Genomic DNA, 24,950 nt, shown 5'->3' with positions numbered 1-24,950 from the left:
GCGGAGCCCGAGTCCGATGCCCGGCGGCCTCGGTTCACCACACCTGCTCGGCTTGTCCTTCAGCCTCCGGCTGTGCCGTGGCGGGTGCCTGTCGGCGTGTTGCGGCTGAGCTCTGCCAGGTGGGCGTCCAGTGGCTGGAGCCGCCCCGGCAAGGGTTCGCGACGGTCCCACCACCGGATGGCCGCGATCTCGTCGTTGACGTGAAGCACCTGCGAGACAGCGGCGGCCCGGCCGGTGAACAGGGCGCCGTATTCGACACGTTGATCAGGCGCCAGAGTGAAGCGCGCGAAGCCGACGAAGCGGAGCCGCCCGTCGGGCACGTGACCGGTTTCCTCCGACAACTCGCGCGCGGCTGCCCGGCGCGGGGTCTCGCCGGGGTCGATCTGCCCGCCCGGCAGTTCCCAGACCTGCCGGAACCGGTTGAAGGCCATCAGGACGCGGTTGCCGTGCCACAGGGCCACCAGCGCAAGGGGCAGGGGTGCGTCACCGGGCGGCTTGCCTTCCGTTCCCGGGACGAAGGAGACCAGGGCGTTGCCGCGGTCGTCGACGACAAGCGGTGGAGAGTGGGGAGCAACCACCTCGACATGATGCCCGCCCGTTCCGCCCCGACCACCTGTCCGCGCTCAGAGCCCTGTTGCGATGAGGCGTCGCCGGCCGTCCCCTTCAGGTCCGCCCTCTCCACCGAACGCCCTGGGAGCGCGCACCATCACAACAATCCCCGTTTCACCGAGGGCTGGTGGCAGTTGAATGATCGAGCCCACCAACTAGACCTCCGTGGAACTACTGTTAGCCGATGCGCGCACACCGTATCGATCGCCCGGCCGATCTCGACGTGGTCCGTGAGTCCTATGACCGGGTGGCCGACAACTACGTCCACATGGTGGTGACGACGGGATTCGGTGACATCCGTTGCCATCCGTGGCTCAAGGCCTCGGTCGACGCCTTCGCCGACACGGTGAGCGGGCTCGGGCCCGTCCTCGACGTGGGCTGCGGGCCCGGAACGGTGACCGCCTACCTCGCCGAACGCGGACTCGACGTGTCCGGTGTCGATCTCTCGCCCCGCATGATCGAGAACGCGCGCCGTCTTCATCCGGGATGCCGCTTCGACGTCTCCTCCGCCACCGACCTCGACCTTGCCGAAGCGTCCCTCGGCGGCGTGCTCGGGTGGTGGTCGCTGTTCAACCTCCCCCGTGATGTCCTACCCCAGGTTCTCGCCCTGTTCGCGCGTGCCCTGAAGCCGGGCGGTCACTTCATCACCGCGACACACGTCGGCGACGAGGACGTGGCGCGCACCGAGGCCTACGGAGGTGTGCCCGTTCGCTGGACGACGCACCAATGGCGGCCGGAGCAGCTCGTGGACCTGATCGAGCAGGCCGGCCTGCGCCCGGTCGCCGAACTCCGGCTCCCCGCGGACGAGCAGAGCGGGCCGGGTCTGGTCGTCATGGCCGAGCGCCCCGCCTGAGGACTGAGTGCTCGCCGCCGGGAGCAGGAGTACGTCAGAGGCGGGTTTTTGGGGTGGGCGGGGGCTACGCCAGCCCCAGGATCACGCGTACGCGTTCTTCCACACGTCGCATCTCGCTCGGAGCCACCAGGCCGAGACGCCGCCGAAGCCTCGGCTTGTCCACGGTGTGCAGGTCGGTGCAGTTCACGTACGACTCGGCGTACGTGGTCACCCCGCAGTCGGGGCCGACCGGAACGTGGGTGGAGGCGGGGCCGGGTGTTCCGGTGATCACGGCGACGGTCAGCGCCGACAGCGGTTCGGCGATCCGGTTCACCGTGAGGACGACCACGGGGTGCGGGCCGATGGGGCCGGGGAGAGCGCACCCCCACACTTCGCCCCGCAGGGCGGAGCCGGTGTTCACCACTCGGTCTCGTCCGCTGCGGCCAGTTCGTCCGCCGTCGCGGGCACGACGCCCGCGGGTGTCGGAGCCTGGGCGTTGCGGTAGAAGTCGCGGATCTCTTGAGAGGCGGCGACCTCGGTCGCTTCGCGGGAGAGCAGCCGGAGCCCTTCGCGCAGGGCGTCGGAGAGCGAGTGCAACTGGAGGGTCTGCATCACCTGCTGCCCGCCGATGTTCCGACAGCTCTCTCCGGCTCATGACCGCTCTTGTTTCTCCGGCGGCACTCCATTGAACCCCGTAGGCCTGCTCCGCGTTGTACTTTGCACACCTGGTCGAATGTTGGAAAAGGGGAAAAAGTGGACACGCTCAGGAAGATTCAAAGCTTGAATTCGGATCCAGTACCACCGGCGGGAAACCCGCGTCAGGAATCCATGAGACACATCCACCAGGTGCTCAATCAGGGGGGCGGGACGGCGGGCGTCACCGTTGGCCATGCTGTGGCAGCCGCCATCGAGGGTATTCGCTATGGGGCAGGAGAGCATGGCGCACGCGAAGTCGATACAGTCTTCAAGGATCCATCACTGACCAACGCCTACCTGACGCCCCTCAACAGCCCGTATGCTGAGCAGGCGCACCGGCAGATCGCCCAGGCGGAATTTAACTACTGGAGTCGGGAAGCCGCGCAGAACCCGTCCGCAGCAACGCAAGCCGCTCTGTCTTTCGGCGTGGGCGAGCGCGTCCAGCTGCAAAAAAGAATTGGCCAATTGGTGGAAATGGGTTCTTCTTTTACGCAGAATCTTGCAAATGAACAGAACCCCAGCAACGGTGCCGGGAACTCTGTTGCTCAATATGCAAACATGTATCTGCCGTCTGGTCCGGCCCAGCCGAATGCTGGCCGTACCTCGGACAACGCTGCCCCCTGGAAGCCTCCCACCGCCCCCGGGCCTTCCACGCGACGTCGCTAGCTCTGGTTGCCTCGTTGGTCTTGGCGTTGTTGATGAACCCCATGTGTCCCCCCTCGTGTACGGCCACGTGAGGAACTCAGGTGGGCACCGGAACGTCAGAGGCCGTGGCCGGCCCGGTCGTGGACGACTTCCGTGGCCGGGGCGGTTTCGGCGGTTCCGGTGGCCCGTCGTCGGAGCGTGAGGGTCGGTCCGGTTCCGGGCTGCCGCCGGGGACGTCGTAGAAGTACGTCCGGGTGCGGATCTGCCCGGAGGGCAGGCGCTCACGGCGGCGTTCCAGGTAACCGGCGGCCTCCAGCTCCCGCAGGGCCCGGGAGATCAGGATCTCGCCCTCGCTGAAGTGTGCGCACAGGGCCGAGATGGACACGGGGGAGCCGGTGGGCAGGGAGAGGATGTAGACCGCCACGCCGACGGTGACCGCGCTGCCGCGCCGCTGGGCGAGGGCGTTGGAGATCACGGTGAAGTCGGCGGTGAGCCGGGTGCGTACGTGGATCACACCGGAGGTCGGTGCTCCGGCGTCGGCGCGCAGGCGCGCGTTAGACTGCGAATCAGCCATTGGGAAGGTCGATGCTTCCTGATCGGTCAGGCCCTCGTTCGGGATTGCCGTCCCGGCCGGGGGCCGTATCTGTTTGCGGTTGTCGAGCTTGTTGCGGTGAACGTAACCGCCCGTATCCCGCGCCCGCAAGCCGGTCACTCGCACGGGTGACGCCGGGCTTCCCGGCGGGGAGGGTGGGCGGGTGGGTAGTTCTTTCCCCCGGTTCTTTCAGGAGGTCAGCGGCCCGCCGGACCCTCGCGGACAAGGACCCGGCGGACCCGGCGGACGGACTGCGGCCGGAGCCCGGCCGCCTCAGGGACGGTGCTGCCCGTCACCCTTCAACTCGCCTATGAACGCGGCCCAGGAGGCTGCTGCGAAGCACAGCGCCGGACCGTGCGGCACCTTGCTGTCACGGACGGGCACGACGGCCCGGAACCCGTCGGCCACCTCCACGCAGTCGCCGCCCTCCTGGTTGCTGTAGCTGCTCTTGCGCCAGGCGGCGCCGGTCGGATCGGGATGGGACCTTCGCTCCACGGTGGTTGTCCTCCCTCACGGATCGGATCATGTCGAGCGACATGAGCGGGGGCAGAGCTGCCGCCCGCAGCCGATCGTAGGTCAGCGCGAAACTCCTGACCTCCCCCGGATCCTCGATGAGTTGGCCGTAGTGCGCGCCCTCCGTGTAGGCGGTCTCCGAGGCGTCCGGCAGGGTGAGCACCGTGAGCGAGCCGCCCATGACGTCGTGCTCACCCTGGTCGAACGGCAGTACCTGCACGGTGATGTGAGGTTCCGCCGAGGTCTCGAGCAGCCGCTCCAACTGCTCCCGCATCACCGCATGGCCACCGATGGGACGCCGGAGCACCGCCTCGTCGAGGACCACCCACAGTTCAGGGCGGCAGGGCGTACCGAGGCGCTCCTGTCGTCCCATACGAAGGGTGACCCGCTCCTCCAACTGCTCTTCTCCGCCCAGCGTCCGGCCGACGCTCAGCACCGCCCGCGCATAGTCCTCCGTCTGCAACAGACCCGGCACCACATGAGCCGCGTACTGCTTGATGGCCCTCGCTCGCCCCGAGTACTCCATGAACTTCCGCGACCAGTCCGGAAACGCCTCCCGGTACACGTAGGGCCACAACTCGACGAGCAGGTCGTCCGCACCGAGGACCGCGTCCAGCGCACGCGCCAGCTCCAGCGTCGGCTTCGCGCCGGACGCCCGCTCGATCTGCGTGATCCGCGTGCTCACCACATGTGTCCTGGCGCCGAGTTCGGCCTGGGTCAGCCCGGCCGCCGTACGGAGCCGGCGCACCCGCGCGCCGAACAGCGCAGCCATCGACGTACTCGGATCAATTCCGTTGGCCAAAGCGTCACGTCCGTTCCTTACCGCCTGAAAGGTAATGCTGTGTCACCTTTCGAGCGTAGGGCGGTCGGACGACTCTTGTTCACGGAACGTGACACATCGCGCACGCCGCGAGATGTCGCGGCTCGGACGGACAAGGACGGACAGGCCGTGCTGACAGGAACGACCACCCCGGAAGAACGGCCGCGCCGGACCGCGACCGCCGCCGCACTCCACGACACCGCACACGAACCCCGCTCCTGGGCCGGACAGTTCGCCTCCTCGCCGCGAGGTGCGCAACTCGCCCGGCGCCTCGCCGTCCGGCGCATGGAGGAGTGGGGCCACCCGCCGGAGTCGGACGCGTCGTGTACGGTCGCCCTCGTCGTCGGCGAACTCGCGGCGAACGCCGTACGGCACGGCCGGGCCCCCGGCCGCGACTTCCGCCTCCGGCTCGCCCTCGACGCGACCGCGGACCTGGTGCGCATCGAGGTCACGGACGCCGCCTCGGAGAAACGGCTGCCCCCGGCCCCGCCCACGTCGTGCCCGGAGGGCGAGTCGGGCCGGGGACTGTTCCTGGTGGACGCCCTCTCCCTGCGCTGGGGCTCGACGCCCCGCCGACCCGTCGGCAAGACGGTATGGGCGGAGGTGGCCGTGGGGGCAAACTCACCAGTCGCTCCTGAAAACCACCCTGGGGCCGACCCGCACTGCTCCCGAACGACTCCCGGGCGACCCGCACTTCAGGGAGAGCCGCAGGGTGGTCGGTCGCGGCGTCGGCAAGGAGGACTGGAATGAACCACCGCCACCGCCTCACGGAGCCGCTGGTCAGCCGCAGCCGCACCCCGCTGCGGCGGGGCCGCGTCCGCGTCCTGGCCGGTGCAGCAGCCGTCGCCGGCGGTGGTGGGGTCGGCGCTCCTGCCGAGGGTGTCGGCGTCGGCCTTGACCACGTACACCTCCCACGGCTCCTTGCCGGGGCCGTGCACCCACACCTTGTCCTGGAGGGCGTAGCAGCAGGAGGTGTCGTTCTCCTCGAAGGTGGCCAGGCCGGCCTCCTTGAGGCGGTTGGTGGCGGCGTCGACCTGGTCGGTGGACCCGACCTCGACGCCGAGGTGGTCCAGGCGGGTCTCCTCGCCGGGCTCGCCCTCGATCAGGACGAGCTTGAGCGGGGGTTCGGTGAGGGCGAAGTTGGCGTAGCCCTCGCGCCGCTTGGCCGGTTCGACGCCGAAGAGCTTCGAGTAGAAGGTGATCGACGCTTCGAGGTCGCTGACGCGCAGGGCGAGCTGGGCACGGGACACGACGCGACTCCCATCTGCTTGCATTGATGCCTGTCAATGCAAAGCCTGCGCCTTGGATCGAGGATCGTCAACATAGAAGAATGTCGAAACAGGAAATTATGGTGCTCGGGCAGGACGATCGGTCCACCGGCTCGTGAGCCCCGGCGCCGATCCGCAGCGGCCACAGACATGCGGGACCCGGTAGTCACGCAGAGGGACACGCAGACGAAACAGGTGAGGCACCTCCTCAAAGGCACCTCCTCATATGAGGAGGTGCCTTTGAGGAGGTGCCTCACCTTGTATCTCGATCAGGACGGCGGGATGTGAACCCACGACCTCTTCGTTCCGAACGAGGTCAGGGCGCCAGGACCACCCAGTCGGCGGCGGGCGCGGACTCGGTGCCGTCCGCGTACCGGGCGGTCACCCAGTAGAAGTGAGTGGTGCCCTTGACGGCGTCGGTGTCCTCGTAGGAGGACCCCGTCGTGGCCGCCAGCTTCTCGTACGCCTTGGCGTGCGGGCTCCATCGGTGGACCTGGTAGCCGGTGGCGTCGGTCACCGGAGACCAGGACAGCTCGACGCCCGCCTCTCCGGAAGCCGCCGTCAACCGGACCGGCGAACCCTCCGGCGTCGCCACGCTCGGCGTCATGTCGAGCTCGGTCGCGGTCACGATCTGGGCCTCGCCGGTCACCCGGAAGGAAGAGTTCCCGGCGTCGTCCACGGCGTCGACGATGAAGCAGGACTCCTCGCCGTCCGGGAGGACGGTGTACGCGTACGAGGTGGTCTCGGCCGATACGTAATAGCCCGGATAGAGGGAGCACAGCTGCTCCTCCTCGTCCCCCAGCAGCTCGCCCCGTCGGACCACGTAACTCGCCAGGTCGGCGGTCGGGTTGGCGTCCCAGCGCACCTCGAAGCCGTACTCGGTCGGGGTGACGGCCACCCCGGTGACGGCGGACGGCGGGGTGAGATCCCGGCGATTGCCGCTGACGGCGACGGACCGCGCGGACTCGTTGCCCGCGGCGTCCAGAGCGGTCACCCGGTAGTAGTAGGTGGTGTCCTCGGCGGCCGAGGCGTCCACGTACGAGACCTGCTCGGTAGCGCCCACGCGGGTGTAGGCCCCGTCCGCACCGGCCGCCCGGTACACCCGGTACGACACCGCTCCCTGGACCGCGCTCCACCCGACCCGCAGCCCCTTCGGCTGGGAGACGGTGCTCAGTCCGGCCGGCACGGACGGCGCGGTGCGGTCGACAGTGGTGACCGCCTGGTCGGCGGTCCCGGCGGACTCGTTGCCGGCCTTGTCGACCGCGCGGATCTCGTAGTAGTACGTCTGGCCGTCAGCGGGCGGGGTGTTGGTGTACGACGTGGAGGTCGTGGTCGTCAGCGGCTTGGCGGGGTACGCGCCGCCCTTGAGGCGGCGGTAGACGCGGTAGTCGGCGAGGTCCATCTCCTTGTTCTTGGACCAGGTGACCTTGGCCTTGCCGGTCGCCGTGTCGTACGTGACGGCGGTGCCCGTCGGGGTGCGCGGCTTGACCTTGTCGACGGTGGACGAAGTCCGTGGCGCGTAGCCGAACTTGACGTTGGCGGCGCCGGTCCAGTTGACGAAGTCGATGCGCAGGGTGTGCTTGCCGGACGGAATGGTGACGTTGACCGTCTTCTTCACCGTCGTCGAGACGTCCTTCCACAGATCGACCTTGCGGACGCCGTCGAGGTAGACGCGGATGCCGTCACGCGCTTCGACCGGGAAGGAGAAGGGGCCGCCGGAGCCGAAGTCGCGGGTCACCGTCCAGCGGACACCGAATGTGTTCGACGGCAGACCGGAAGCCGGCGCTCCCGTGCCCCAGTTCTGGTCGATCTTGGAGTCGCAGTCGGTCTTCTTCGGCTTGCCGGAGAAGGTGGTGTTCGCGAAGAACTGCCGCTTGTAGACCGGCGAGGTGCAGGTGGTCGCGGCGGAGGCGGGCGTGGCGACGGCGGTGAGCAGGCCGCCCGCGGTGACGAGCACGATCGCGGTCGCGGCCGCGGAGGTCGTGCGTCTGGCTGGGGTCATTCGGTCCTCTGATCGGATCAGGACGCGGAAGAGCGTTCATGACCACGACATGCGAGACCGGGATGAGGTTGTACCGATCTTCAGGACCCGACGACCGGTCTTCAGGACCCGACGACCGGTCTTCACGCGGACGCCCGGGACTTCACGCCGGGCGTCCGCACGGATGCCCGGCGTGCGCTCCAGACGCCTTGCGCCGCTCTCACGCCGGCCGCTTCCGGCGACCATCACCAGCCCCTGCACCCGATCGACATCGACACCCGGCTCGTCACGATCGATGCCGTGCTCACCGCAGTCGGTGGCGTGGCGGCGTGGCGGCGTGGTGGCGTGGTGGCGTGCACCGGCGTGGTCATCGCGGCCGTCGCCGTGTTCCTCAAGGGCTGTGGGGGTCTCGTACACCGGGGGCGTTGTCGGCGCCGAGTGCGTTCTCCCGCAGGCCCGGTTCGGTGCGGAGCGTCCTGGTGAACCAGTCGCCGTAGCGGTTTCCCAGAAACGGGGCCGTGGCGCCGTGGAGGAGAACGCTCAGACCCACGGTCACGGCGATGACGCCGTTCAGCAGCGTCGTCCCGGGCAGGTGCTCCCCGAAGGCCAGCAGGCCGAAGACCAGGGAGGCGAGCCCGCGCGGACCGAACCACCCGATGTAGGCGACGGACGCGGCCCGCAGACCGGTACCGGCCATGGCCAGAGCGACCGGCAGCATCCGGACCACGGTCAGGCTGATCAGCGCGTAGACCACCATCCGCCACGTCAGGTGCTGAAGGACCGGCCCCAGGATGACCGCGCCGAAGACCAGGAAGCTCACCGAGGAGAGCAGGAGCCCGAGCCGCTCGCCGAACTTCGCGCTCTGCGTGGGACCCGGGTCTTCGGCGCGAGCGACACGTCCTGACGGGGCGCCACGCAGCCGGCTTCCGAAGGCCAGACCGGCAGCCCAGGCACCGATGAAGCCGCTGCCTTCGGCCGCGTCGCACAGTACGTAGGTGATCACGGGAACGGCGAGCGTCAGGAACTGCCGCCACGCAGGAGTGCTCCAGTCCCGGGCGACCGACCAACGCAACACGCCCGCCCCGGCCCAACCGGCGGCGAGTCCGATCGCACCGCTCAGCAGCAGCGCACGCAGGAACGTCACGACGACACCCGGCTGCCCCTCCCCCTCACCCGCCGCCGCCAGCGCCAGCACGAAGAACGGAAGCACCAGACCGTCGTTCAGGCCCGATTCGACGCCCAGGCCGCCTCGGACCAGCGCCGGGACCCGCTTGTTGGAGAAAGCCTGCTGTCCGAGCGCGGCATCCGTCGGAGCCAGGATGACGCCGACCAGCGCCAGCTCCCACACACTCAGACCGGGCAGGAGGGGCCAGGCCACCAGCCACCCCAGCGCCATCGTGAGGGGCAGCCCGATCACGAGCAGCCGCAACGGCAGGAACCCCTCCCTGCGCAGGTCCCCGATCCTGATCGCCGCCGCGTCCGTGAACAGCACAAGGACGAGCGCGCTCTCCAACAGCGTCCGGATGACCTCCGGATCCCGGTCCGCGTTCAGCAGGTCCAGGCCCAGAGGCCCGATCACCAGCCCGCACACGACGAACACCAGGGGCCCGGACAGCACCGTCGTCGACAGCCGCCGCGAGAGCGCCCCGTAGCCGACGACCACGCCACCGGCCACCACCACACCCCACTGGCTCATCCGTACTCCTCACCGGGACCAGGGCGACCGCCCGGGCAGCTGTGCCGGGACGACGCGCCACACACCCGACCACACCATCCACTACGGTCACACAGTGACACGACCGTTCACTGTACGTGTCGGGCTGGTCGAGCTGGGGACCCCCGGTCCTGGCACGCAGAGCCGGGAAGGAGCACTTCAGTCACCGACTGCAACCTTTTCGACCACCAGATCGTGCTTGGCATCGGCCTGTTCCACACCCACCTGGGCGGCGGGGCCGGCGGATGGTGTGAGCGCTGCCCGAAGCCGGCTCGGGCCGCAGTTCCGTGAACGCAGCGCTTACGCTCTGGGCGGTGTCATGCCGGGTGCACCAGCGCACCGGAGCAGCGGGAGGGACGGATGGCGGGGAGGGGTGGTGGTGTGGCGGGGCTTGATGCACAGCCCTGGTGCGCCGCGAATGAAGCCCTGGCGTTTCTGTTGGAGCTCGCCGCGTTGGGCTGCCTGGGCTGGTGGGGATTGCATACGGGTCCCGAGGGTGTCTCCCGAACCTTGCTCGGCGTGGGAACACCTCTGCCGGCCGCCGTGGTCTGGGCGCTGTTCGCCGCACCCCGGGCGCGGTGGCGACCGCGGCTTCCACTCGTCCTGGTGGTGAAGGCGCTGGTGCTCGGCGGTGGCGCCGCTGCTCTGTACGGAGTGGGACACCCCGTCGCGGCAGGCGTCATGGCGGTCGTGACGATCGCCAACACCACGGTGGCCGAGACCTTCCGCGTCCTCCCCGTCGACCGCGGCGCCGAACCGGCTGCGGCGGAGTGATGAGAGCCGTTCGGGTGCCGGGATGTGAAGTCGCCTCCCGAACGGCTCCCCAAACGTCCCCCGGTACCACTCAGGGGCCCGACCCGCGATGCGGATCAGGCCCCTGAGTGGTACTTCTCTGTCGGGGTGGCGGGATTTGAACCCACGACCTCTTCGTCCCGAACGAAGCGCGCTACCAAGCTGCGCCACACCCCGATCGTCGCTGCTCTCGCGGCGACGTCGTTTACTTTAGCCCACCGGTGGCTGGAGACGAAATCCGGTTTTGGCGCCCAGGCGGAGGGGGTCCGGGCGGGTGCGGTCCACGACGATGAGGGCGACGGCCAGGCAGTACAGGACGAGGAGCAGGAGGAGGGAGACGCCCAGAACGTACGGGTGGCCGTGCCGGTCGGCGTCCTGGAAGGGGTAGAGGTGGCGGGCCGGGCCGGCGGGGAGGAACAGCCCGTGGATCAGGGTGAAGGCCAGGTAGGCCGTCGGGTACAGGAGCCATGCGGCGGCGTGGGCGAGGCGCATGCGGGCCGGCGGGGACAGGAGCAGCCGGTCCAGCACCGCCGCGATCGGGAGCACCGTGTGCAGGGCGTGGGGTGCGAGTGCGGCCAGCGTGCCGGCCGGGCCGGTCAGGTCCGCCGGCTCCGTGGTCCCCGTCACCGTGTACGCCGGTGTCGCGTCCGCCAGGAGGACGTGGTGGAGCAGGGCCGCCGCGACCACGTACAGCAGCGCCGCTCCGGTCAGGGCGTCCGGCGGAGGGCGGCGGGCGCCCCAGGCTCGGCCGGCCGAGGCGAGCATGACCACGGCCAGCAGGAGCGTGCTCTGGATCGCGAAGTGGCTCAGGACGCGTGCCGGGCTGCCGAGCAGGATCTCGACGGTCACCGCCGCGAGCGCGGCCAGCGCCACGAGCAGGCGGTATGCGGCTACCAGGGGCCGGCGCACCAGCGGCACCACGGCTCCCGCGGGGGCGGACGGGGGCATGAGGTTCGTCCGTCTCCCGGGGATGACGGGGAGGTCGGGGATGTCCCTGGGTATCGGGGTGGTCATGGACCCCAGAGTGGGTGGATGACCAGGTCGGGGCGATGCGGGTGGGCCGGACGAGTGACATGGGGGCCGGCTCGGCCACGTCAGCCCCTGCCCGGCCCCCAGCTCCCGTCCGGTTCCTCGGGCCGGCTACTCCCGCCCCACCAGCGTCATCAGCGTCGCCTCCGGCGGGCAGGCGAAGCGGACGGGGGTGTAGCGGTTGGTGCCGCAGCCCGCGGAGACGTGGAGGTAGGACGTGTGGCCCTCGGACGTGTGCGTGGACAGGCCCTTCACCCGGTCGGTGTCCAGGTCGCAGTTGGTGACCAGCGCGCCGTAGAAGGGGATGCAGAGCTGGCCGCCGTGGGTGTGGCCGGCCAGGACCAGGGGGTAGCCGTCGGCGGTGAAGGAGTCCAGGGCGCGCAGGTAGGGGGCGTGGACGACGCCCATCGAGAAGTCCGCCGTGGCCGACGGGCCGCCCGCCACCTCCGCGTAGCGGTCCCGTTTGATGTGCGGGTCGTCCAGGCCGGTCAGCTCGATCGTGACGCCCTCGATCTTCAGGGTGTCCCTGGTGTTCGTCAGGTTCCGCCAGCCGGCGCCGTCGAAGCCGTCCCGCAGGTCCTCCCACGGGTTGTGGATCACGTTGGCGGCCGGGTCGTTGCCGTTCAGGCCGTGCCGGCCCTGGGCCTTCTCGATCAGGTAGCGGGCCGGGTTGCGCAGCTTCGGGCCGTAGTAGTCGTTGGAGCCGAAGACGTACGCGCCCGGGAACTCCATCAGCGGGCCCAGCGCGTCCAGCACCTCCGGGACGCCCTCCGGGTCGGACAGGTTGTCGCCCGTGTTGATCACGAAGTCCGGGCGCAGGCCCGCCAGCGAGCGCAGCCAACGCTGCTTCTTGCGCTGGCCGCTCACCAGGTGGATGTCGGAGACCTGCAGGACGCGCAGGGGGCGCATTCCGGCGGGCAGGACGGGGATCGTCACCCGGCGCAGCCGGAAGGAGCGGGCCTCGAAGCCCGCCGCGTACACCAGTCCGGCGGCACCGGCCGCCGTGATTCCCAGGGGGATTCCGTATCGCGCGCGCATACGTCCATCGTGTCAGATCCGGGGGGAGGGAACGGCCGCGGTACCTTCCCGGCGGCCGGCCGGAGCCGGTCCCCGTCCGCCCGAACGCGCCCCGGGACGCCGGACCTTGGGGCCGGGGGGAAATGCGCGGGCGTCCTTCCTCCCCTTCCTGCGACAATCGAGGCATGACCACGCTCAAGTCGAAGCTGCATGACGACCTCAACGTTGCGATCAGAGAGCGTGACGAGCTCAGCTCCTCCACGCTCCGGCTGACGCTCACCGCGATCACCAAGGAGGAGGTGGCGGGGAAGGAGAAGCGCGAACTCTCCGACGACGAGGTCCTCAAGGTGATCACCCGTGAGGCGAAGAAGCGCCGTGAGGCGGCGGACGCCTTCGCGCAGGGCGGGCGTCCCGAGCAGGCCGAGCGGGAGAAGGCGGAGGGCGAGCTGCTCGCGCGGTACCTGCCCCAGCAGCTGTCCGACGACGAGCTGAACGCGATCGTCTCCCAGGCCGTCGAGGAGGCGAAGGCGGCCGGCGCGGAGGGCCCGCGGGCCATGGGGGCGGTCATGAAGATCGTCAACCCGAAGGTGGCCGGGCAGGCCGAGGGCGGCCGGGTGGCCGCCGCGGTGAAGAGGCTCCTCGCCGGCTGAGCCGGTGGGCGTCCGGTAGACGGAAGCGTCCCGTCGGACGAGCCGGCGACACAGCGAAGGGCCCCTCCCTCCCGGTGCGGGAAAGAGGGGCCCTTCGCGATGCCGCCGGCGTACCGCCGGTGTGCTGTCAGCGCCGTCCGCCCGGCCCGTTGCCCGGGCCCTGGAAGAAGCCTTCCGGGATGGAGATGGTCGGGTTGGGCTCGGCCCCGCCGTTGGTGCCGGTGCCGCCGTTGGTCTCGGTCCCGCCGTTTCCGCCGCCGACCAGGCCGCCGATGAACCCGCCGGCGTCGTTGTTGCGGCCGCTGTCACGGTTGTCGTCACGGTCGTCGTCCCCGCGGTCCCGGCCTTTGTCCTCGTCGGGCTTCTTGCGGTCCGGGATGTTGACGAGGTTGAACTCGGGGGCGTCCTTGCCGTTCAGCGCGCCGCTCATCATGTCGCGCCAGATCGGGCCGGGCACCTGGCCACCGAACACCTTCGAGTGCCAGGTCCCGCCGATCGAGATGTCGACCATCTGCCGCTTGTGCTCGGGGTCGCCGACCCACACCGCACCGGCCAGGTTCGGCGTGTAGCCCACGAACCAGGCGGCGTAACGGAAGTCCGTCGTACCGGTCTTGCCCGCGCTCGGGCGGCTGCCGAGACCGGCCTCCGTACCCGTACCGTCCTCGACCACGCCCCGCAGGAGGGTGTTTATGGTGTCGGCGGTCTTCTCCGACATCGCGCGTGAGCACGTCGACTTCGGGACCGGAAGCGACTTCGACTTCTCGCCGACGCGCTGGCTGATGGACTCGATGGCGACCGGCGTGCAGTACATGCCGCGCGAGGCGAACGCGGCGTAGCCGTTCGCCATGGTCAGCGGGGACATCTCCTGAGTGCCGAGGGCGATCGACGGCGCCTGCAGCATCTTGTTGCCGTCGGCCCGCTCGACGCCCATCTTCTTCGCCAGCTCCGTCACCGGGCAGATGCCGATCTCGCTGATCATTTCGATGTAGTAGGTGTTGACCGACTTCGCGGTCGCTTCCTTCATGTCGTACGGGCCGACCTCGGACTCGTTCTCGTTCTCGACCGGGACGCCCGACTCGTTCCACGTCTTGCCCTCGCAGGCCTGGACCGGAGCCGGGTAGTCCATCTGGTACGGCGAGGCGTACGTCTTCGTCGCCGGCATCCCGCCCTCGAGGGCGGCCGCGGCCACGATCGGCTTGAACGTCGAACCGGGCTGATAGCCGGCGCCGCCGCCCATGCCCTGGTCCACGGAGAGGTTGATCTGCGTCTCGTTCTTGCCGAAACCGTACGGACGCGACTGGCCCATGGCGAGGATCTTGCCGGTGCCGGGCTGGACGACGCTGGCGGCGGTGGCCACCTCGTCGCTCTTGTTGACGTGGTTCTTGACCGACTCCTGCAGGGCCTTCTGCGCCTGCGAGTCGAGCGTCGTACGGATCGTCAGGCCGCCGCGGTTCCAGACCTTGGCCCGCTCCTCCGAGGTCTTGCCGAAGGCCGGGTCGTTCAGGAACACCTGGCGCACGTAGTCGCAGAAGAAGCCCGCGCCGTCGACCGCCGTGATGCAGCCGTTCTTCGGCTTGCTGACCTTCAGCCCGAGCGGTGTGTCCGAGGCCTCGGCGGCCTGCTCCTGGGAGATGTCGCCGACCTGGGCCATCCGCGCCAGGACGATGTTGCGCCGCTTGGTGGCCTCCGTCTCGTCGTTGACCGGGTCGTACCGGCTCGGCGACTGGACGAGGCCGGCGATGAGCGCGGACTCCTGGAGGTTCAGGTCCTTGGCGGGCTTGGAGAAGTAGCGCTGGGCGGCGGCCTCCACGCCGTAGGCCTGCTGGCCGAAGTACGTGATGTTCAGGTAGTTCTCGAGGATCTTCTTCTTGCCCAGCTCCTCCTCGACCTGGATCGCGAACTTCAGCTCGCGGATCTTGCGGCCGATCGTCTGCTGGGTGGCCTGCGCGACCTTGGTCGGGTCGTCGCCGGCCTCCTCCACGAAGACGTTCTTCACGTACTGCTGCGTCAGGGTGGAGGCACCCTCGGAGACACCGCCGCTCTGCGCGTTGCGGTTCATCGCACGCAGTACGCCCTTCAGGTCGACCGCGCCGTGCTCGTAGAAGCGCGAGTCCTCGATCGCGACGATCGCCTTCTGGAGGTGCGGCGAGATGTCCTTGAAGTCGACCACCGTGCGGTCGCGCGAGTAGACGGTGGCGATCTTGCCGCCCCCCGCGTCGAGGATGGTGGTGCGCTGACTCAGCGGGGGTGTCTTGAGGTTGGTGGGGAGTTCGTCGAAGCTCTCCACCGACCCCTTGGCGGCGAGGCCCAGCGCCCCCACGGCGGGCAGCGCGATACCGGCCAGCACGGCCCCCGACAGGACACTGACACCGAGGAACTTCGCGGCCTGCTGCGTTGCCGACAGGCCGCCGCCCGAGCGCTTCTTTGGCATGGGAGCAGCCTACGTTCTCATTTGCCGGACACGCGTACAGGCCTTGGCCTAAGCTGCCCACAACTGTCACAGCAGTGAGGTCACGTATCAATACGTCGGGCGACCCCGAATCGTTCCGGATCTCTCCGACTTTTTTCGTCGGGGGGTGGGGGATGCGTGTCCGGATCCACCTTCCGTGTCACATGGTGTCCGTTGTGGCGCAAGTGAAACGCCCCGAAACGTCGGGATTGCCGCGCATGTCGCCAGCTCACTCCCCCGGGTGATCTGCCGCTTACCCATAGTCCGTTCGGGCCATCAAGATTGGGCCCGCTGGGGGTGTTGCGCTGTGCCCACCTTCCGTAACGTCCTCAACTGGCGGCGGTGAATATGCCGCTGCCGCCGTGGGGGAGCCTCGATTCGGGAGAGGACGGCGCCGGTATGGGCTGGGTTACCGACTGGAGTGCGCAGGCTGCCTGCCGCACTACTGATCCGGATGAACTGTTCGTTCAAGGAGCAGCGCAGAACAGGGCCAAGGCGGTGTGCACCGGGTGCCCGGTACGCACGGAGTGCCTGGCCGACGCGCTCGACAACCGCGTCGAGTTCGGCGTGTGGGGAGGCATGACGGAACGTGAGCGCCGCGCACTGCTGCGCCGGCGGCCCACAGTGACGTCCTGGCGCCGGCTGCTGGAGACCGCGCGCACGGAGTACGAGCGGGGAACGGGTGTCATGCCCCTCGACGACGAGGTGTACGCGAGCTTCGCGGCGGTGGGCTGAGGGTTCTCGGGCCCCGCTCCGCCGCTGCTCCGCTCGGCCCCCGCTCTGTCATTGCTCTGCCCGGCCCTTGCTCCGCTCCGCGTGGGTGGAATTTCGGGCGGGGCCTTGCACCGGCATCCGCGGCCGGGCGGGCCTCCGCACGGGCTTCAGGCCCTACTCCGTTCAGCCTTCCGGCAGTTCCTTGGGGCGGATGGTGCTCGGCCGAGCGGCAGGGCGCGTCCGTGGGGGTATGTCGATGCGCCTCAGGGCGTGTTGACGCCAGGGCGTGCCGACGCGTGTCAGGCGCTCGCCTCGGGCAGCTCCGGCCGGTTGGCCGCGAGCCGGTCGCCGATGTCCCGCAGTCCCGTGAGGTCGTGCACGTCGCCGGGCAGCGCGGCCACTTCCGTCACCGCCACCTCGGGGTGGAGCGCGGTGAAGCGGTCACGCGTGCGCTGCTCGCGTGAGAGCAGCTGCATCCGCTCGGCGTGCAGCCGCAACAGGCCCGCGGTGAGCTGGTCCACGGACCGCTCCGCGTCCCTCTCGTCCGCCCCGTCGGCGCCGGTGTCGTCCACGGTGGCGGGGGAGCCTCCGTCGGGGACGTCGTCCTGTGCCGGTGTCCCGGGTGCTTCCGGAGCGGGAGTCTCCGCAGCGGGGGCATCCGAACTTTCGTATGTGTCGGGGGAGTTACGAAGTCCAGCTTTCCCGTCCTCCTGATCCACAATGCGGGAGTCCTCAAGATTTTCCGCGGCGGCGAGTGCCCGCTCGGCCGACAACCGGTCGGCGCCACTGCCGTGGACCCGGTTGAGGACCAGGCCGGCCAGCGGCATGTTCTCGGCGGCCAGCCGTTCCACGAAGTACGCGGCCTCGCGCAGCGCGTCCCGCTCCGGGGCCGCGACCACCAGGAACGCGGTCCCGGGCGCCTGGAGCAGCTTGAAGGTGGCGTCCGCGCGCGTACGGAACCCGCCGAACATGGAGTCCATCGCCGCCACGAACGTCTGCATGTCGCTCAGCAGTTGCCCCCCGAGCACCTTCCCCAGAACGCCGGTCATCATGGACATCCCGACGTTCAGGAATTTCATCCCCGCCCGGCCGCCGACCTTCGCCGGGGCCAGCAGGAGGCGGATGAGCTTGCCGTCGAGGAAGGAGCCGAGCCGCTTCGGCGCGTCCAGGAAGTCCAGCGCGGACCGGGACGGCGGGGTGTCGACGACGATGAGGTCCCACTCGTCACGGGCCCGCAGCTGCCCCAGCTTCTCCATCGCCATGTACTCCTGCGTGCCCGCGAAGCCCGCCGAGAGCGACTGGTAGAAGGGGTTGCCCAGAATCGCGGAGGCCCGCTCGGGATCCGCGTGCGCCTCGACGATCTCGTCGAAGGTGCGCTTCATGTCGAGCATCATCGCGTGCAGTTCGCCGCCCGCGGAGTCGTCTATGCCCTTCACCCGGCGGGGGATGTTGTCGAGCGAGTCGATGCCCATGGACTGGGCGAGTCTGCGGGCCGGGTCGATGGTCAGAACGACCACCTTGCGACCCCGTTCGGCCGCGCGCAGGCCCAGCGCCGCGGCGGTGGTCGTCTTGCCGACCCCGCCCGAACCGCAGCACACCACGATCCGGGTGCCACGGTCCTCGATCAGCGGATCGACGTCGAGCATGGGGACGGGGGAGAGGCGGTGGCGGGCCGAGTGGGCCGAGCCGCCCGAGTGGGCCGGGTCGTGCGCGTGCGCCGGTTCCGGACGACGACTCATGACATCCCCTGCTTCCGATACTTCCGACTCGGTTCTCGACGGGTTTCCCGGTTCGGCTTCCGGCTCGTGACGGAGGACGGCGCGACGAGCGCACCGGACGGCACGACGAGCACACCCGCGACGAGGCCCGGAGCGAGTACACCTACGACGACGCCCGGGTCGAGTACGCCCGTGACGGCATCCGCATCGAGCACGCCCGTGGCCGGCGCGGCGCCGCCGGGAGGGTTCTTGCCGGTCATGACACGCCCTGGGCGCGGAGTTCCTTGGCCAGCGCGTACAGGCCCGCCAGGTCCATGCCCTCCGCGAGCAGCGGCAGCTCGTGCCGGGGCAGGTCCACCTCGGACAGCGCGGCACGCTGCTCGGCCTCCAGCGCGTACCGCTCGGCGTACTCCTCCGCCTGTTCGAGCAGGGGGTCCACCAGCCGCTCGGCGTGCCCCCCGCGCCGCGCGCCGCCGAGACCGGCGGAGGACAACGACTGCGCGACAGAGGAACGCGTGACCGTCCCCACGAGTTCCAGATCGGTCGCGTCCAGCAGCCCGGGGCGCACCATGTTCACGATGATCCGCCCCACCGGCAGCCGGGCCGCCCGCAGCTCGGCGATGCCGTCCACGGTCTCCTGGACCGGCATCTCCTCCAGCAGCGTGACCAGGTGCACCGCCGTCTCCGGTGATTTCAGCACCCGCATCACGGCCTGCGCCTGATTGTGTATCGGACCGATCTTGGCGAGTCCGGCGACCTCGTCGTTGACGTTGAGGAAACGGGTGATGCGCCCGGTCGGCGGGGCGTCCATCACGACGTAGTCGTAGACGAACCGCCCGCTCTTGTCCTTGCGCCGTACCGCCTCGCACGCCTTGCCGGTCAGCAGGACGTCCCGCACACCGGGGGCGATGGTGGTCGCGAAGTCGATCGCGCCGAGCTTCTTCAGGGCCCGCCCGGCACTGCCCAGCTTGTAGAACATCTGGAGGTAGTCCAGAAGGGCACGCTCGGCGTCTATGGCGAGGGCGTGCACCTCCCCGCCCCCGGGAGCGACCGCGATTTTCCGTTCCTCGTACGGCAACGCCTCCGTCTCGAAGACCTGTGCGATGCCCTGGCGGCCCTCGACCTCGACGAGAAGCGTCCGCTTCCCCTCCGTGGCCAGAGCCAGCGCGAGGGCCGCGGCCACCGTGGTCTTGCCGGTTCCGCCCTTGCCACTGACGACCTGAAGCCTGCTCACGCCTTTGAGCCTAATTCCTCCCCGCGCGCCCCGTCGGCTCCGGGGGAGAGTTCCCCGGAAACCAGCGGCTAGAGTCGCGGCATGACGAAATGGGAGTACTCCACGGTTCCGCTGCTGGTCCACGCCACGAAGCAGATTCTGGACACCTGGGGCGAGGACGGCTGGGAGCTCGTGCAGGTCGTTCCCGGCCCGAACAACCCCGAGCAGCTGGTCGCCTACCTGAAGCGGGAGAAGCAGGCGTGAGTGCGGTCGAGGCGAAGCTGGCCGAGCTCGGCCTGAGGCTGCCCGAGGTCGTTCCGCCGCTGGCCGCGTACCGCCCGGCCGTGCTGTCCGGGCGGTACGTTTATACCGCCGGCCAGCTCCCCATGGTGGACGGCCAGCTCGCGCTGACCGGCAAGGTCGGCGCCGAGGTCACGGCGGAGGAGGCCAAGGAGCTGGCGCGCACCTGCGCGCTGAACGCCCTCGCCGCCGTGAAGTCCGTCGCCGGCGACCTGGACCGCGTCGCGCGCGTGGTCAAGGTCACCGGGTTCGTGGCCTCGGCCGCGGACTTCACGGGCCAGCCGGGCGTCCTCAACGGCGCGAGCGAGCTGCTGGTCGACGTCCTCGGCGACAAGGGCGTCCACGCCCGCAGCGCGGTGGGCGTCGCGGTACTGCCGCTGGACGCTCCGGTGGAGATCGAGATCCAGGTGGAACTGACCGAGGCGGACTGACCGAGGCGGACTGACCGGGGCGGACCGTCCCAGGAGGACCGACCGAGGAGGACCGACCGAAGCGGACCGGCCGGGACGGGCCTTGCCCGGGACGGGCTGACGGCTGTGGACGGCCGGTGATCCGGCGGCCCACGGGGACGAGGGCGGCCCGATTCCCTCTCCCCGTGGGCCACTCGAACATCAGCCCGTCACGGGATAGCCTCCGGCCATGGCGAATGCGCAGGCTGATGGGCGGGCCGGGGGCCGAACGGGTGGTCAGGCCGAGGGCCGAACGGGTGGCCGGGCCGGTGGGCAGTGGTGTCCGCCGGAATGGCCGGAGCGCATCCGTGCGCTCGCGGACGGCACCCTCGTGCCGGTCACGCCGAAGCGCGCGGCCACCGTCATGCTCCTGAAGGACACCGGTGACGGCTATGCCGTCCACATGCTGCGCCGACGCGCCTCCATGGCCTTCGCCGGGGGCGCGTACGCCTACCCGGGCGGTGGCGTCGACCCGCGCGACGACGACCTGCACGTCCGCTGGGCGGGCCCCACGCGCGCGTGGTGGGCGGACAGACTCGGCGTCGACGAAAGGGCGGCCCAGGCGATCGTCTGCGCCGCCGTGCGCGAGACGTACGAGGAAGCCGGCGTGCTGCTCGCGGGCCCGACGCCCGACTCCGTGATCGGCGACACCACGGGCCCGGACTGGGAGGCGGACCGCGTGGCGCTCGTCGCGCGGGACATGTCCTTCGCGGAGTTCCTCGACCGCCGGGGGCTGGTCCTGCGCTCGGACCTGCTCGGTGTGTGGACCCGGTGGATCACCCCGGAGTTCGAGTCCCGCCGCTATGACACCTGGTTCTTCGTCGCCGCCCTCCCCGAGGGGCAGCGCACCCGGAACGCCTCCACGGAGGCCGACCGTACGGTGTGGATCGCCCCGCACGAGGCGGCCGCCGCGTACGACCGGGGCGAGCTGCTGATGATGCCGCCGACGATCGCGACCCTGCGCCAGCTGACGGCGTACACGACGGCGGCGCAGGCGCTCGACGCGGCACCCGCGCGTGACCTCGCGCCGGTGCTGGCCACCGCGCGACTCGACGAGGACGGAATCGTGCTGTCCTGGCCGGGGTACGACGAGTTCACCCTGCACCTCCCGAGCGGTGGAGCCACGACATGACGGACGCGGCAGCCCTTCCCGGCCAACCGCGCGGAGGGGTCCTCTCCGGACCCGCCACCGCGCGGGCGGTCAACGTCCTGGCCCCGAACGCCTCGGCGATGACCCTGGACGGCACCAACACCTGGATCCTGTCGGAACCCGGCTCCGCGCGTGCGGTCGTGATCGATCCGGGCCCGCTGGACGAGGGGCATCTGCGCAACGTCGTCGACACCGCCGAGCGGGCCGGCAAGCGCGTCGCCCTCACCCTGCTGACGCACGGTCACCCGGACCACTCCGAGGGCGCCGCCCGCTTCGCCGGGCTGACCGGCACGAAGGTACGGGCGCTGGACCCGGAACTGCGCCTGGGGGACGAGGGACTGGCCGGCGGGGACGTGATCACCGTGGACGGCCTGGAACTGCGGGTCGTCCCCGCCCCCGGCCACACCGCCGACTCGCTGGCCTTCCACCTGCCGGCCGACGGGGCCGTCCTCACCGGCGACACGGTCCTGGGACGCGGTACGACCGTCGTGGCCCACCCCGACGGCCGCCTCGGCGACTATCTGGACACACTGCGCCGTCTGCGCTCGCTCACGGTCGACGACGGCGTCCACACGGTCCTGCCGGGCCACGGCCCCGTACTGGAGGACGCCCAGGGCGCCGTCGAGTACTACCTGGCCCACCGTGCGCACCGCCTCGCCCAGGTGGAGACGGCCGTCGAGAACGGCCACCACAGCGCGTCCGACGTCGTCGCCCAGGTCTACGCCGATGTGGACCGCTCCCTCTGGCCGGCCGCGGAACTGTCGGTCCGCGCGCAGCTGGAGTACCTGCGGGAGCACGGGCTCATTTAGGGCGGGCCCCAAAGCCTCGAAGCTCCAAGGCCTCAAGACCCCAAAGCGTCAAGGCCCTGAAGCCCCGAGACCCCGGGGTCTGCAGTCCGCTCCACGTCCGTCCGGCGGAATCCCGGGGCCGATGAGCAGGTGCCCTGCCCCGGACGTCCGGCTGAGGGACGGTGCGGGGCAGGGACAGGTGCAGGGGCGGGAGGGCCCGGGTCAGGTCAGCGGGACCGCTTCGCGAGGCGTTCCACGTCCAGGAGGATCACCGCGCGGGCCTCCAGCCGGAGCCAGCCGCGCTGGGCGAAGTCCGCCAGGGCCTTGTTGACCGTTTCGCGGGACGCGCCGACCAACTGGGCCAGTTCCTCCTGCGTGAGGTCGTGGACGACGTGGATGCCCTCCTCGGACTGCACACCGAAGCGGCGGGAGAGGTCCAGCAGGGCACGGGCGACCCGGCCCGGAACGTCGGAGAAGACCAGGTCCGACATGGCGTCGTTGGTCTTGCGCAGCCGGCGCGCGACGGCCCGCAGCAGCGCGGTGGCCACCTCGGGGCGGGCGTTCAGCCAGGGCTGGAGGTCGCCGTGGCCGAGGGCGAGCAGCTTGACCTCGGTCAGCGCCGTGGCGGTCGCGGTGCGCGGGCCCGGGTCGAAGAGCGACAGCTCGCCGATGAGCTCGCTGGGCCCGACGACGGCCAGCATGTTCTCGCGGCCGTCGGGGGAAGTGCGGTGGAGCTTGACCTTGCCCTCGGTGACCACGTAGAGCCGGTCTCCGGGGTCGCCCTCGTGGAACAGGGAGTCGCCCCGTGCGAGGGTCACCTCGGTCAGCGAGGCGCGAAGCTCCGCGGCCTGCTCGTCATCGAGCGCCGCGAAGAGCGGGTTCCGCCGCAGAACGTCGTCCACGTGTTCTCTCCTTGTCGACCTGCTCAGGGGATCCTGATCCCCACGTACCAGGGGACCGGGGTGCCCATTTTGCCGGACAGTCCAAACAGTGTGATCTGTCACAAGGATGCCGCACGGGCCTGCCCGGGTAAGCGGCAGGGGTCCAATTGGGGGCCGGTCTTCAGGGGTCGGGACGGATGTCGGTGCCGAGTCGTAGGCTGGCGGGGTGGCCAAAACGCCGGTGAGAGTGCAGGCCCCAGGGGCTGTTCGGGTGGCGGCGCACCGGGATTCCGCCGTGGGCGAACAGGGCTCCGATGGCGGCAGGGAAACGGAGAAACCGACAGAGAAGGCGCCGGTGAAGAAGAAAACGACCGCGAGTGCGAGTGCGAGTGCGACCACGAGTGAGAGTGCGAGGACGCGCAGTGCGGCCGGGGCGAAGTCCGTGGCCGCCGCCGAACCGCCCGAGGCCGAGTCGCGCATCGCCCTCGTCCGCCGCGCCCGGCGCATCAACCGGGAGCTCGCCGAGGTGTATCCGTACGCCCACCCCGAGCTGGACTTCGAGAACCCCTTCCAACTCGTGGTCGCCACGGTCCTGTCGGCCCAGACCACCGACCTGCGCGTCAACCAGACGACCCCCACCCTCTTCGCCAAGTACCCCACCCCCGAGGACCTGGCCGCCGCCAACCCGGAGGAGGTGGAGGAGATCCTGCGCCCCACCGGGTTCTTCCGGGCCAAGACCAAGTCGGTGATAGGCCTTTCGAAGATGCTGGCGGAGGATTTCGGCGGCGAGGTGCCGGGCCGTCTCGAGGATCTCGTCAAGCTGCCCGGTGTGGGCCGCAAGACGGCCTTCGTCGTGCTCGGCAATGCCTTCGGCCGCCCCGGCATCACCGTGGACACGCACTTCCAGCGTCTGGTGCGCCGTTGGAAGTGGACGGAGGAGACCGACCCCGACAAGATCGAGGCGGTCGTCGGCGCGCTCTTCCCGAAGAACGAGTGGACCGATCTCTCGCACCATGTGATCTGGCACGGCCGCCGCATCTGCCACGCCCGCAAGCCCGCCTGCGGCGCCTGCCCCATCGCCCCGCTCTGCCCGGCGTACGGCGAGGGCGAGACCGACCCGGACAAGGCGCGGAAGCTGCTGAAGTACGAGAAGGGCGGCTACCCGGGGCAGCGGCTGAACCCTCCGCAGGCCTACCTCGACGCGGGCGGCCGGCCGGCCCCACCGCTGGGCGCCGCATGACGGGGGCATGCACGGAAGCATGCGCAGCGGCATGCACGAGGGCATACACGGCGGCCGCCGGTGGAACGATCTAGGCGCCACCGGGCGTTGGACGGGGCATGGGAGCGGCGGGTGCCAGGACGACAGGGGTGGCGATGACGCGGGTGACCGATCCCCGGGACGGCCGGGTGAGGCTCAGCACGGAGGGCCTGCCCTCCTGGCTGGACCCGGTGGTCCGGGTCGCGCAGACGATCGCACCGGGCGACCTGAGCCGCTTCCTCCCCCCGGCGGACGGCGCGGGACGCCAGGCCGCCGTCCTCATCCTGTTCGGCGACGGGAAGCGCGGCCCGGAGCTGCTGCTCATGGAGCGGTCGGCGGCGCTGCGCTCGCACGCCGGACAGCCGGCCTTCCCCGGCGGCACCCTCGACCCCGAGGACGGCGACCCGCTGGCCGACGGGCCGCTGGCGGCCGCGCTGCGCGAGGCCGAGGAGGAGACGGGGCTCGATCCCGACGGAGTCCAGCTCTTCGGCGTCCTGCCGAAGCTCTACATCCCCGTCAGCGGCTTCGTCGTCACGCCGGTCCTGGGCTGGTGGCGGACCCCCAGCCCGGTCGGCGCCGTCGATCCGAACGAGACCGCCCGGGTCTTCACCGTCCCCGTGGCGGATCTCACCGATCCGGACAACCGCACGACCACCTCCCACCCCAGCGGCCACCGGGGCCCGGCATTCCTGGTCGAATCGGCCCTGGTGTGGGGCTTCACGGCCGGGGTCATCGACCGGCTGCTCCATTACGCGGGGTGGGAGCGCCCCTGGGACCGGGACAAGCAGGTCCCGCTGGACTGGCGGTCATGACAGGGTGGGCGCGGTGCCGTGCGGTACGGGGGCTCGTGACGACGGCGGTTCGTGCCGCAT

The 24,950-nt window shown here is 70.3% G+C and carries 26 protein-coding genes, 1 tRNA gene and 3 pseudogenes; 12 read left to right on the top strand and 18 right to left on the bottom strand.

All coding sequences use genetic code 11. The annotated features are described in order from the left end of the window. Nucleotides 1-59: 59 nt before the first annotated feature. Nucleotides 60-578, bottom strand: a complete 519-nt coding sequence (locus tag ACIF80_RS17950) for an NUDIX hydrolase (RefSeq protein ID WP_399805566.1) — start codon at nucleotides 576-578, stop codon at nucleotides 60-62. A gap of 215 nt (nucleotides 579-793) precedes the next feature. Between ACIF80_RS17950 and ACIF80_RS17945 the strand changes: the two genes are divergently transcribed. Further along, on the top strand, nucleotides 794-1,462 hold the full coding sequence (locus tag ACIF80_RS17945) for a methyltransferase domain-containing protein (protein ID WP_399805564.1): 669 nt from the start codon (nucleotides 794-796) through the stop codon (nucleotides 1,460-1,462). Between the two features lie 64 nt (nucleotides 1,463-1,526). On the opposite strand, the gene ACIF80_RS17940 is transcribed toward ACIF80_RS17945, so the two are convergent. Both ACIF80_RS17940 and ACIF80_RS17935 read right to left on the bottom strand, forming a co-directional pair. Further along, complete coding sequence (locus ACIF80_RS17940; RefSeq protein ID WP_399805562.1) at nucleotides 1,527-1,862, bottom strand: type II toxin-antitoxin system PemK/MazF family toxin; 336 nt, start codon at nucleotides 1,860-1,862, stop codon at nucleotides 1,527-1,529. Then, the gene (locus tag ACIF80_RS17935) at nucleotides 1,859-2,056 is read right to left on the bottom strand and encodes a hypothetical protein (protein ID WP_399805560.1); all 198 of its coding nucleotides are present in this window, start codon (nucleotides 2,054-2,056) and stop codon (nucleotides 1,859-1,861) included. Before ACIF80_RS17935 ends, ACIF80_RS17940 begins: the two co-directional genes overlap by 4 nt. 138 nt (nucleotides 2,057-2,194) lie before the next feature. Between ACIF80_RS17935 and ACIF80_RS17930 the strand changes: the two genes are divergently transcribed. Further along, nucleotides 2,195-2,803 carry a hypothetical protein gene (locus ACIF80_RS17930; RefSeq protein WP_399805558.1) on the top strand — a complete coding sequence of 203 codons (609 nt, stop codon included), beginning with the start codon at nucleotides 2,195-2,197 and terminating at the stop codon, nucleotides 2,801-2,803. An 88-nt stretch (nucleotides 2,804-2,891) separates the two neighbouring features. On the opposite strand, the pseudogene ACIF80_RS17925 reads toward ACIF80_RS17930, so the two are convergent. From ACIF80_RS17925 to ACIF80_RS17915, 3 genes and pseudogenes are all read right to left on the bottom strand, one after another. Then, nucleotides 2,892-3,356, bottom strand: a pseudogene (locus ACIF80_RS17925) (hypothetical protein); the annotation flags it as partial. 291 nt (nucleotides 3,357-3,647) lie between these two features. Further along, complete coding sequence (locus tag ACIF80_RS17920; protein ID WP_388188265.1) at nucleotides 3,648-3,782, bottom strand: DUF397 domain-containing protein; 135 nt, start codon at nucleotides 3,780-3,782, stop codon at nucleotides 3,648-3,650. Then, nucleotides 3,745-4,659: a Scr1 family TA system antitoxin-like transcriptional regulator gene (locus tag ACIF80_RS17915; protein ID WP_399805556.1), complete on the bottom strand. Its 915-nt coding sequence runs from the start codon at nucleotides 4,657-4,659 to the stop codon at nucleotides 3,745-3,747. Before ACIF80_RS17915 ends, ACIF80_RS17920 begins: the two co-directional genes overlap by 38 nt. Nucleotides 4,660-4,836: 177 nt before the next feature. Here ACIF80_RS17915 and ACIF80_RS17910 point away from each other — a divergent pair. Continuing rightward, nucleotides 4,837-5,325 (top strand): annotated as a pseudogene (locus tag ACIF80_RS17910) (ATP-binding protein); the annotation flags it as partial. A gap of 162 nt (nucleotides 5,326-5,487) precedes the next feature. Here the strand turns inward: ACIF80_RS17910 and ACIF80_RS17905 are convergent. The 4 genes and pseudogenes from ACIF80_RS17905 to ACIF80_RS17890 form a co-directional block, all read right to left on the bottom strand. After that, a pseudogene (locus ACIF80_RS17905) lies at nucleotides 5,488-5,957 on the bottom strand (ArsI/CadI family heavy metal resistance metalloenzyme). 334 nt (nucleotides 5,958-6,291) lie between these two features. After that, complete coding sequence (locus ACIF80_RS17900; protein WP_399805554.1) at nucleotides 6,292-7,977, bottom strand: PA14 domain-containing protein; 1,686 nt, start codon at nucleotides 7,975-7,977, stop codon at nucleotides 6,292-6,294. Nucleotides 7,978-8,013: 36 nt separating this feature from the next. Further along, nucleotides 8,014-8,373 carry a hypothetical protein gene (locus ACIF80_RS17895; protein ID WP_399805553.1) on the bottom strand — a complete coding sequence of 120 codons (360 nt, stop codon included), beginning with the start codon at nucleotides 8,371-8,373 and terminating at the stop codon, nucleotides 8,014-8,016. Further along, a complete protein-coding gene (locus tag ACIF80_RS17890) occupies nucleotides 8,348-9,652 on the bottom strand; it encodes a cation:proton antiporter (RefSeq protein WP_399805551.1) in 1,305 nt (434 codons plus the stop codon). The genes ACIF80_RS17895 and ACIF80_RS17890 overlap by 26 nt, the downstream gene beginning before the upstream one ends. A gap of 378 nt (nucleotides 9,653-10,030) precedes the next feature. On the opposite strand from ACIF80_RS17890, the gene ACIF80_RS17885 reads away from it, so the two are divergent. Next, nucleotides 10,031-10,444, top strand: a complete 414-nt coding sequence (locus ACIF80_RS17885) for a YrdB family protein (protein WP_399805549.1) — start codon at nucleotides 10,031-10,033, stop codon at nucleotides 10,442-10,444. A 121-nt stretch (nucleotides 10,445-10,565) separates the two neighbouring features. On the opposite strand, the gene ACIF80_RS17880 is transcribed toward ACIF80_RS17885, so the two are convergent. From ACIF80_RS17880 to ACIF80_RS17870, 3 genes are all read right to left on the bottom strand, one after another. After that, nucleotides 10,566-10,639 (bottom strand) — tRNA-Pro (locus ACIF80_RS17880). A gap of 33 nt (nucleotides 10,640-10,672) precedes the next feature. Further along, the gene (locus ACIF80_RS17875) at nucleotides 10,673-11,476 is read right to left on the bottom strand and encodes a Pr6Pr family membrane protein (RefSeq protein WP_399805547.1); all 804 of its coding nucleotides are present in this window, start codon (nucleotides 11,474-11,476) and stop codon (nucleotides 10,673-10,675) included. A 126-nt stretch (nucleotides 11,477-11,602) separates the two neighbouring features. Next, a complete protein-coding gene (locus tag ACIF80_RS17870; protein ID WP_399805545.1) occupies nucleotides 11,603-12,529 on the bottom strand; it encodes a metallophosphoesterase in 927 nt (308 codons plus the stop codon). A gap of 164 nt (nucleotides 12,530-12,693) precedes the next feature. On the opposite strand from ACIF80_RS17870, the gene ACIF80_RS17865 reads away from it, so the two are divergent. Further along, nucleotides 12,694-13,158 carry a GatB/YqeY domain-containing protein gene (locus ACIF80_RS17865; protein WP_399805544.1) on the top strand — a complete coding sequence of 155 codons (465 nt, stop codon included), beginning with the start codon at nucleotides 12,694-12,696 and terminating at the stop codon, nucleotides 13,156-13,158. A gap of 127 nt (nucleotides 13,159-13,285) precedes the next feature. Here the strand turns inward: ACIF80_RS17865 and ACIF80_RS17860 are convergent, their stop codons facing one another. Continuing rightward, a complete protein-coding gene (locus ACIF80_RS17860) occupies nucleotides 13,286-15,589 on the bottom strand; it encodes a transglycosylase domain-containing protein (RefSeq protein ID WP_399805542.1) in 2,304 nt (767 codons plus the stop codon). A gap of 417 nt (nucleotides 15,590-16,006) precedes the next feature. On the opposite strand from ACIF80_RS17860, the gene ACIF80_RS17855 reads away from it, so the two are divergent. Beyond that, on the top strand, nucleotides 16,007-16,342 hold the full coding sequence (locus tag ACIF80_RS17855) for a WhiB family transcriptional regulator (RefSeq protein ID WP_399805540.1): 336 nt from the start codon (nucleotides 16,007-16,009) through the stop codon (nucleotides 16,340-16,342). Nucleotides 16,343-16,620: 278 nt separating this feature from the next. Here ACIF80_RS17855 and ACIF80_RS17850 read toward each other — a convergent pair whose 3' ends face one another. Genes ACIF80_RS17850 through ACIF80_RS17840 form a run of 3 tightly spaced genes read right to left on the bottom strand, consistent with a single transcriptional unit; the run spans nucleotide 16,621 to nucleotide 19,273 of the window. Further along, on the bottom strand, nucleotides 16,621-18,060 hold the full coding sequence (locus ACIF80_RS17850; protein ID WP_399805538.1) for an ArsA family ATPase: 1,440 nt from the start codon (nucleotides 18,058-18,060) through the stop codon (nucleotides 16,621-16,623). Further along, nucleotides 18,057-18,299 carry a hypothetical protein gene (locus tag ACIF80_RS17845; protein ID WP_399805536.1) on the bottom strand — a complete coding sequence of 81 codons (243 nt, stop codon included), beginning with the start codon at nucleotides 18,297-18,299 and terminating at the stop codon, nucleotides 18,057-18,059. The genes ACIF80_RS17850 and ACIF80_RS17845 overlap by 4 nt, the downstream gene beginning before the upstream one ends. Then, nucleotides 18,296-19,273, bottom strand: coding sequence for an ArsA family ATPase (locus ACIF80_RS17840; protein ID WP_399805534.1), 978 nt, complete (start codon nucleotides 19,271-19,273; stop codon nucleotides 18,296-18,298). Before ACIF80_RS17840 ends, ACIF80_RS17845 begins: the two co-directional genes overlap by 4 nt. An 81-nt stretch (nucleotides 19,274-19,354) precedes the next feature. On the opposite strand from ACIF80_RS17840, the gene ACIF80_RS17835 reads away from it, so the two are divergent. From ACIF80_RS17835 to ACIF80_RS17820, 4 genes are all read left to right on the top strand, one after another. After that, nucleotides 19,355-19,516, top strand: coding sequence for a DUF4177 domain-containing protein (locus ACIF80_RS17835; RefSeq protein WP_019355547.1), 162 nt, complete (start codon nucleotides 19,355-19,357; stop codon nucleotides 19,514-19,516). Beyond that, entirely contained in the window at nucleotides 19,513-19,983 is a 471-nt protein-coding gene (locus ACIF80_RS17830; RefSeq protein ID WP_399805532.1) for a RidA family protein, read from the top strand. Before ACIF80_RS17835 ends, ACIF80_RS17830 begins: the two co-directional genes overlap by 4 nt. A gap of 208 nt (nucleotides 19,984-20,191) precedes the next feature. Beyond that, nucleotides 20,192-21,133 (top strand): NUDIX hydrolase, encoded by a 942-nt coding sequence (locus tag ACIF80_RS17825; protein ID WP_399805530.1) that lies wholly within the window; start codon nucleotides 20,192-20,194, stop codon nucleotides 21,131-21,133. Continuing rightward, nucleotides 21,130-21,960: an MBL fold metallo-hydrolase gene (locus ACIF80_RS17820; protein ID WP_399805528.1), complete on the top strand. Its 831-nt coding sequence runs from the start codon at nucleotides 21,130-21,132 to the stop codon at nucleotides 21,958-21,960. Before ACIF80_RS17825 ends, ACIF80_RS17820 begins: the two co-directional genes overlap by 4 nt. 206 nt (nucleotides 21,961-22,166) lie before the next feature. Here the strand turns inward: ACIF80_RS17820 and ACIF80_RS17815 are convergent, their stop codons facing one another. Beyond that, nucleotides 22,167-22,841 (bottom strand): Crp/Fnr family transcriptional regulator, encoded by a 675-nt coding sequence (locus tag ACIF80_RS17815; RefSeq protein ID WP_055572875.1) that lies wholly within the window; start codon nucleotides 22,839-22,841, stop codon nucleotides 22,167-22,169. Nucleotides 22,842-23,175: 334 nt separating this feature from the next. On the opposite strand from ACIF80_RS17815, the gene nth reads away from it, so the two are divergent. Together nth and ACIF80_RS17805 are read left to right on the top strand one after the other, a co-directional pair. Further along, nucleotides 23,176-24,060 (top strand): endonuclease III, encoded by an 885-nt coding sequence (gene nth / locus ACIF80_RS17810; protein ID WP_399805526.1) that lies wholly within the window; start codon nucleotides 23,176-23,178, stop codon nucleotides 24,058-24,060. 134 nt (nucleotides 24,061-24,194) lie between these two features. Then, nucleotides 24,195-24,890 (top strand): NUDIX hydrolase, encoded by a 696-nt coding sequence (locus ACIF80_RS17805; protein ID WP_399805524.1) that lies wholly within the window; start codon nucleotides 24,195-24,197, stop codon nucleotides 24,888-24,890. The last annotated feature ends 60 nt before the right edge of the window (nucleotides 24,891-24,950 follow it).

It is taken from the genome of Streptomyces sp. NPDC085927, from assembly GCF_044540975.1.
Classification (GTDB): Bacteria; Actinomycetota; Actinomycetes; order Streptomycetales; family Streptomycetaceae; genus Streptomyces; species Streptomyces hirsutus.
This window is presented reverse-complemented; position numbering and strand designations above follow the sequence as displayed.

Coding starts and splice junctions, on each gene's coding strand:
- ACIF80_RS17945 (WP_399805564.1), top strand. CDS start 794: ATGCGCGCACACCGTATCGATCGCCCGGCCGATCTCGACGTGGTCCGT.
- ACIF80_RS17915 (WP_399805556.1), bottom strand. CDS start 4,659: ATGGCTGCGCTGTTCGGCGCGCGGGTGCGCCGGCTCCGTACGGCGGCC.
- ACIF80_RS17900 (WP_399805554.1), bottom strand. CDS start 7,977: ATGACCCCAGCCAGACGCACGACCTCCGCGGCCGCGACCGCGATCGTG.
- ACIF80_RS17890 (WP_399805551.1), bottom strand. CDS start 9,652: ATGAGCCAGTGGGGTGTGGTGGTGGCCGGTGGCGTGGTCGTCGGCTAC.
- ACIF80_RS17885 (WP_399805549.1), top strand. CDS start 10,031: ATGGCGGGGAGGGGTGGTGGTGTGGCGGGGCTTGATGCACAGCCCTGG.
- ACIF80_RS17875 (WP_399805547.1), bottom strand. CDS start 11,476: ATGACCACCCCGATACCCAGGGACATCCCCGACCTCCCCGTCATCCCC.
- ACIF80_RS17870 (WP_399805545.1), bottom strand. CDS start 12,529: ATGCGCGCGCGATACGGAATCCCCCTGGGAATCACGGCGGCCGGTGCC.
- ACIF80_RS17865 (WP_399805544.1), top strand. CDS start 12,694: ATGACCACGCTCAAGTCGAAGCTGCATGACGACCTCAACGTTGCGATC.
- ACIF80_RS17860 (WP_399805542.1), bottom strand. CDS start 15,589: ATGCCAAAGAAGCGCTCGGGCGGCGGCCTGTCGGCAACGCAGCAGGCC.
- ACIF80_RS17855 (WP_399805540.1), top strand. CDS start 16,007: ATGGGCTGGGTTACCGACTGGAGTGCGCAGGCTGCCTGCCGCACTACT.
- ACIF80_RS17850 (WP_399805538.1), bottom strand. CDS start 18,060: ATGAGTCGTCGTCCGGAACCGGCGCACGCGCACGACCCGGCCCACTCG.
- ACIF80_RS17845 (WP_399805536.1), bottom strand. CDS start 18,299: ATGACCGGCAAGAACCCTCCCGGCGGCGCCGCGCCGGCCACGGGCGTG.
- ACIF80_RS17835 (WP_019355547.1), top strand. CDS start 19,355: ATGACGAAATGGGAGTACTCCACGGTTCCGCTGCTGGTCCACGCCACG.
- ACIF80_RS17825 (WP_399805530.1), top strand. CDS start 20,192: ATGGCGAATGCGCAGGCTGATGGGCGGGCCGGGGGCCGAACGGGTGGT.
- ACIF80_RS17820 (WP_399805528.1), top strand. CDS start 21,130: ATGACGGACGCGGCAGCCCTTCCCGGCCAACCGCGCGGAGGGGTCCTC.
- ACIF80_RS17805 (WP_399805524.1), top strand. CDS start 24,195: ATGACGCGGGTGACCGATCCCCGGGACGGCCGGGTGAGGCTCAGCACG.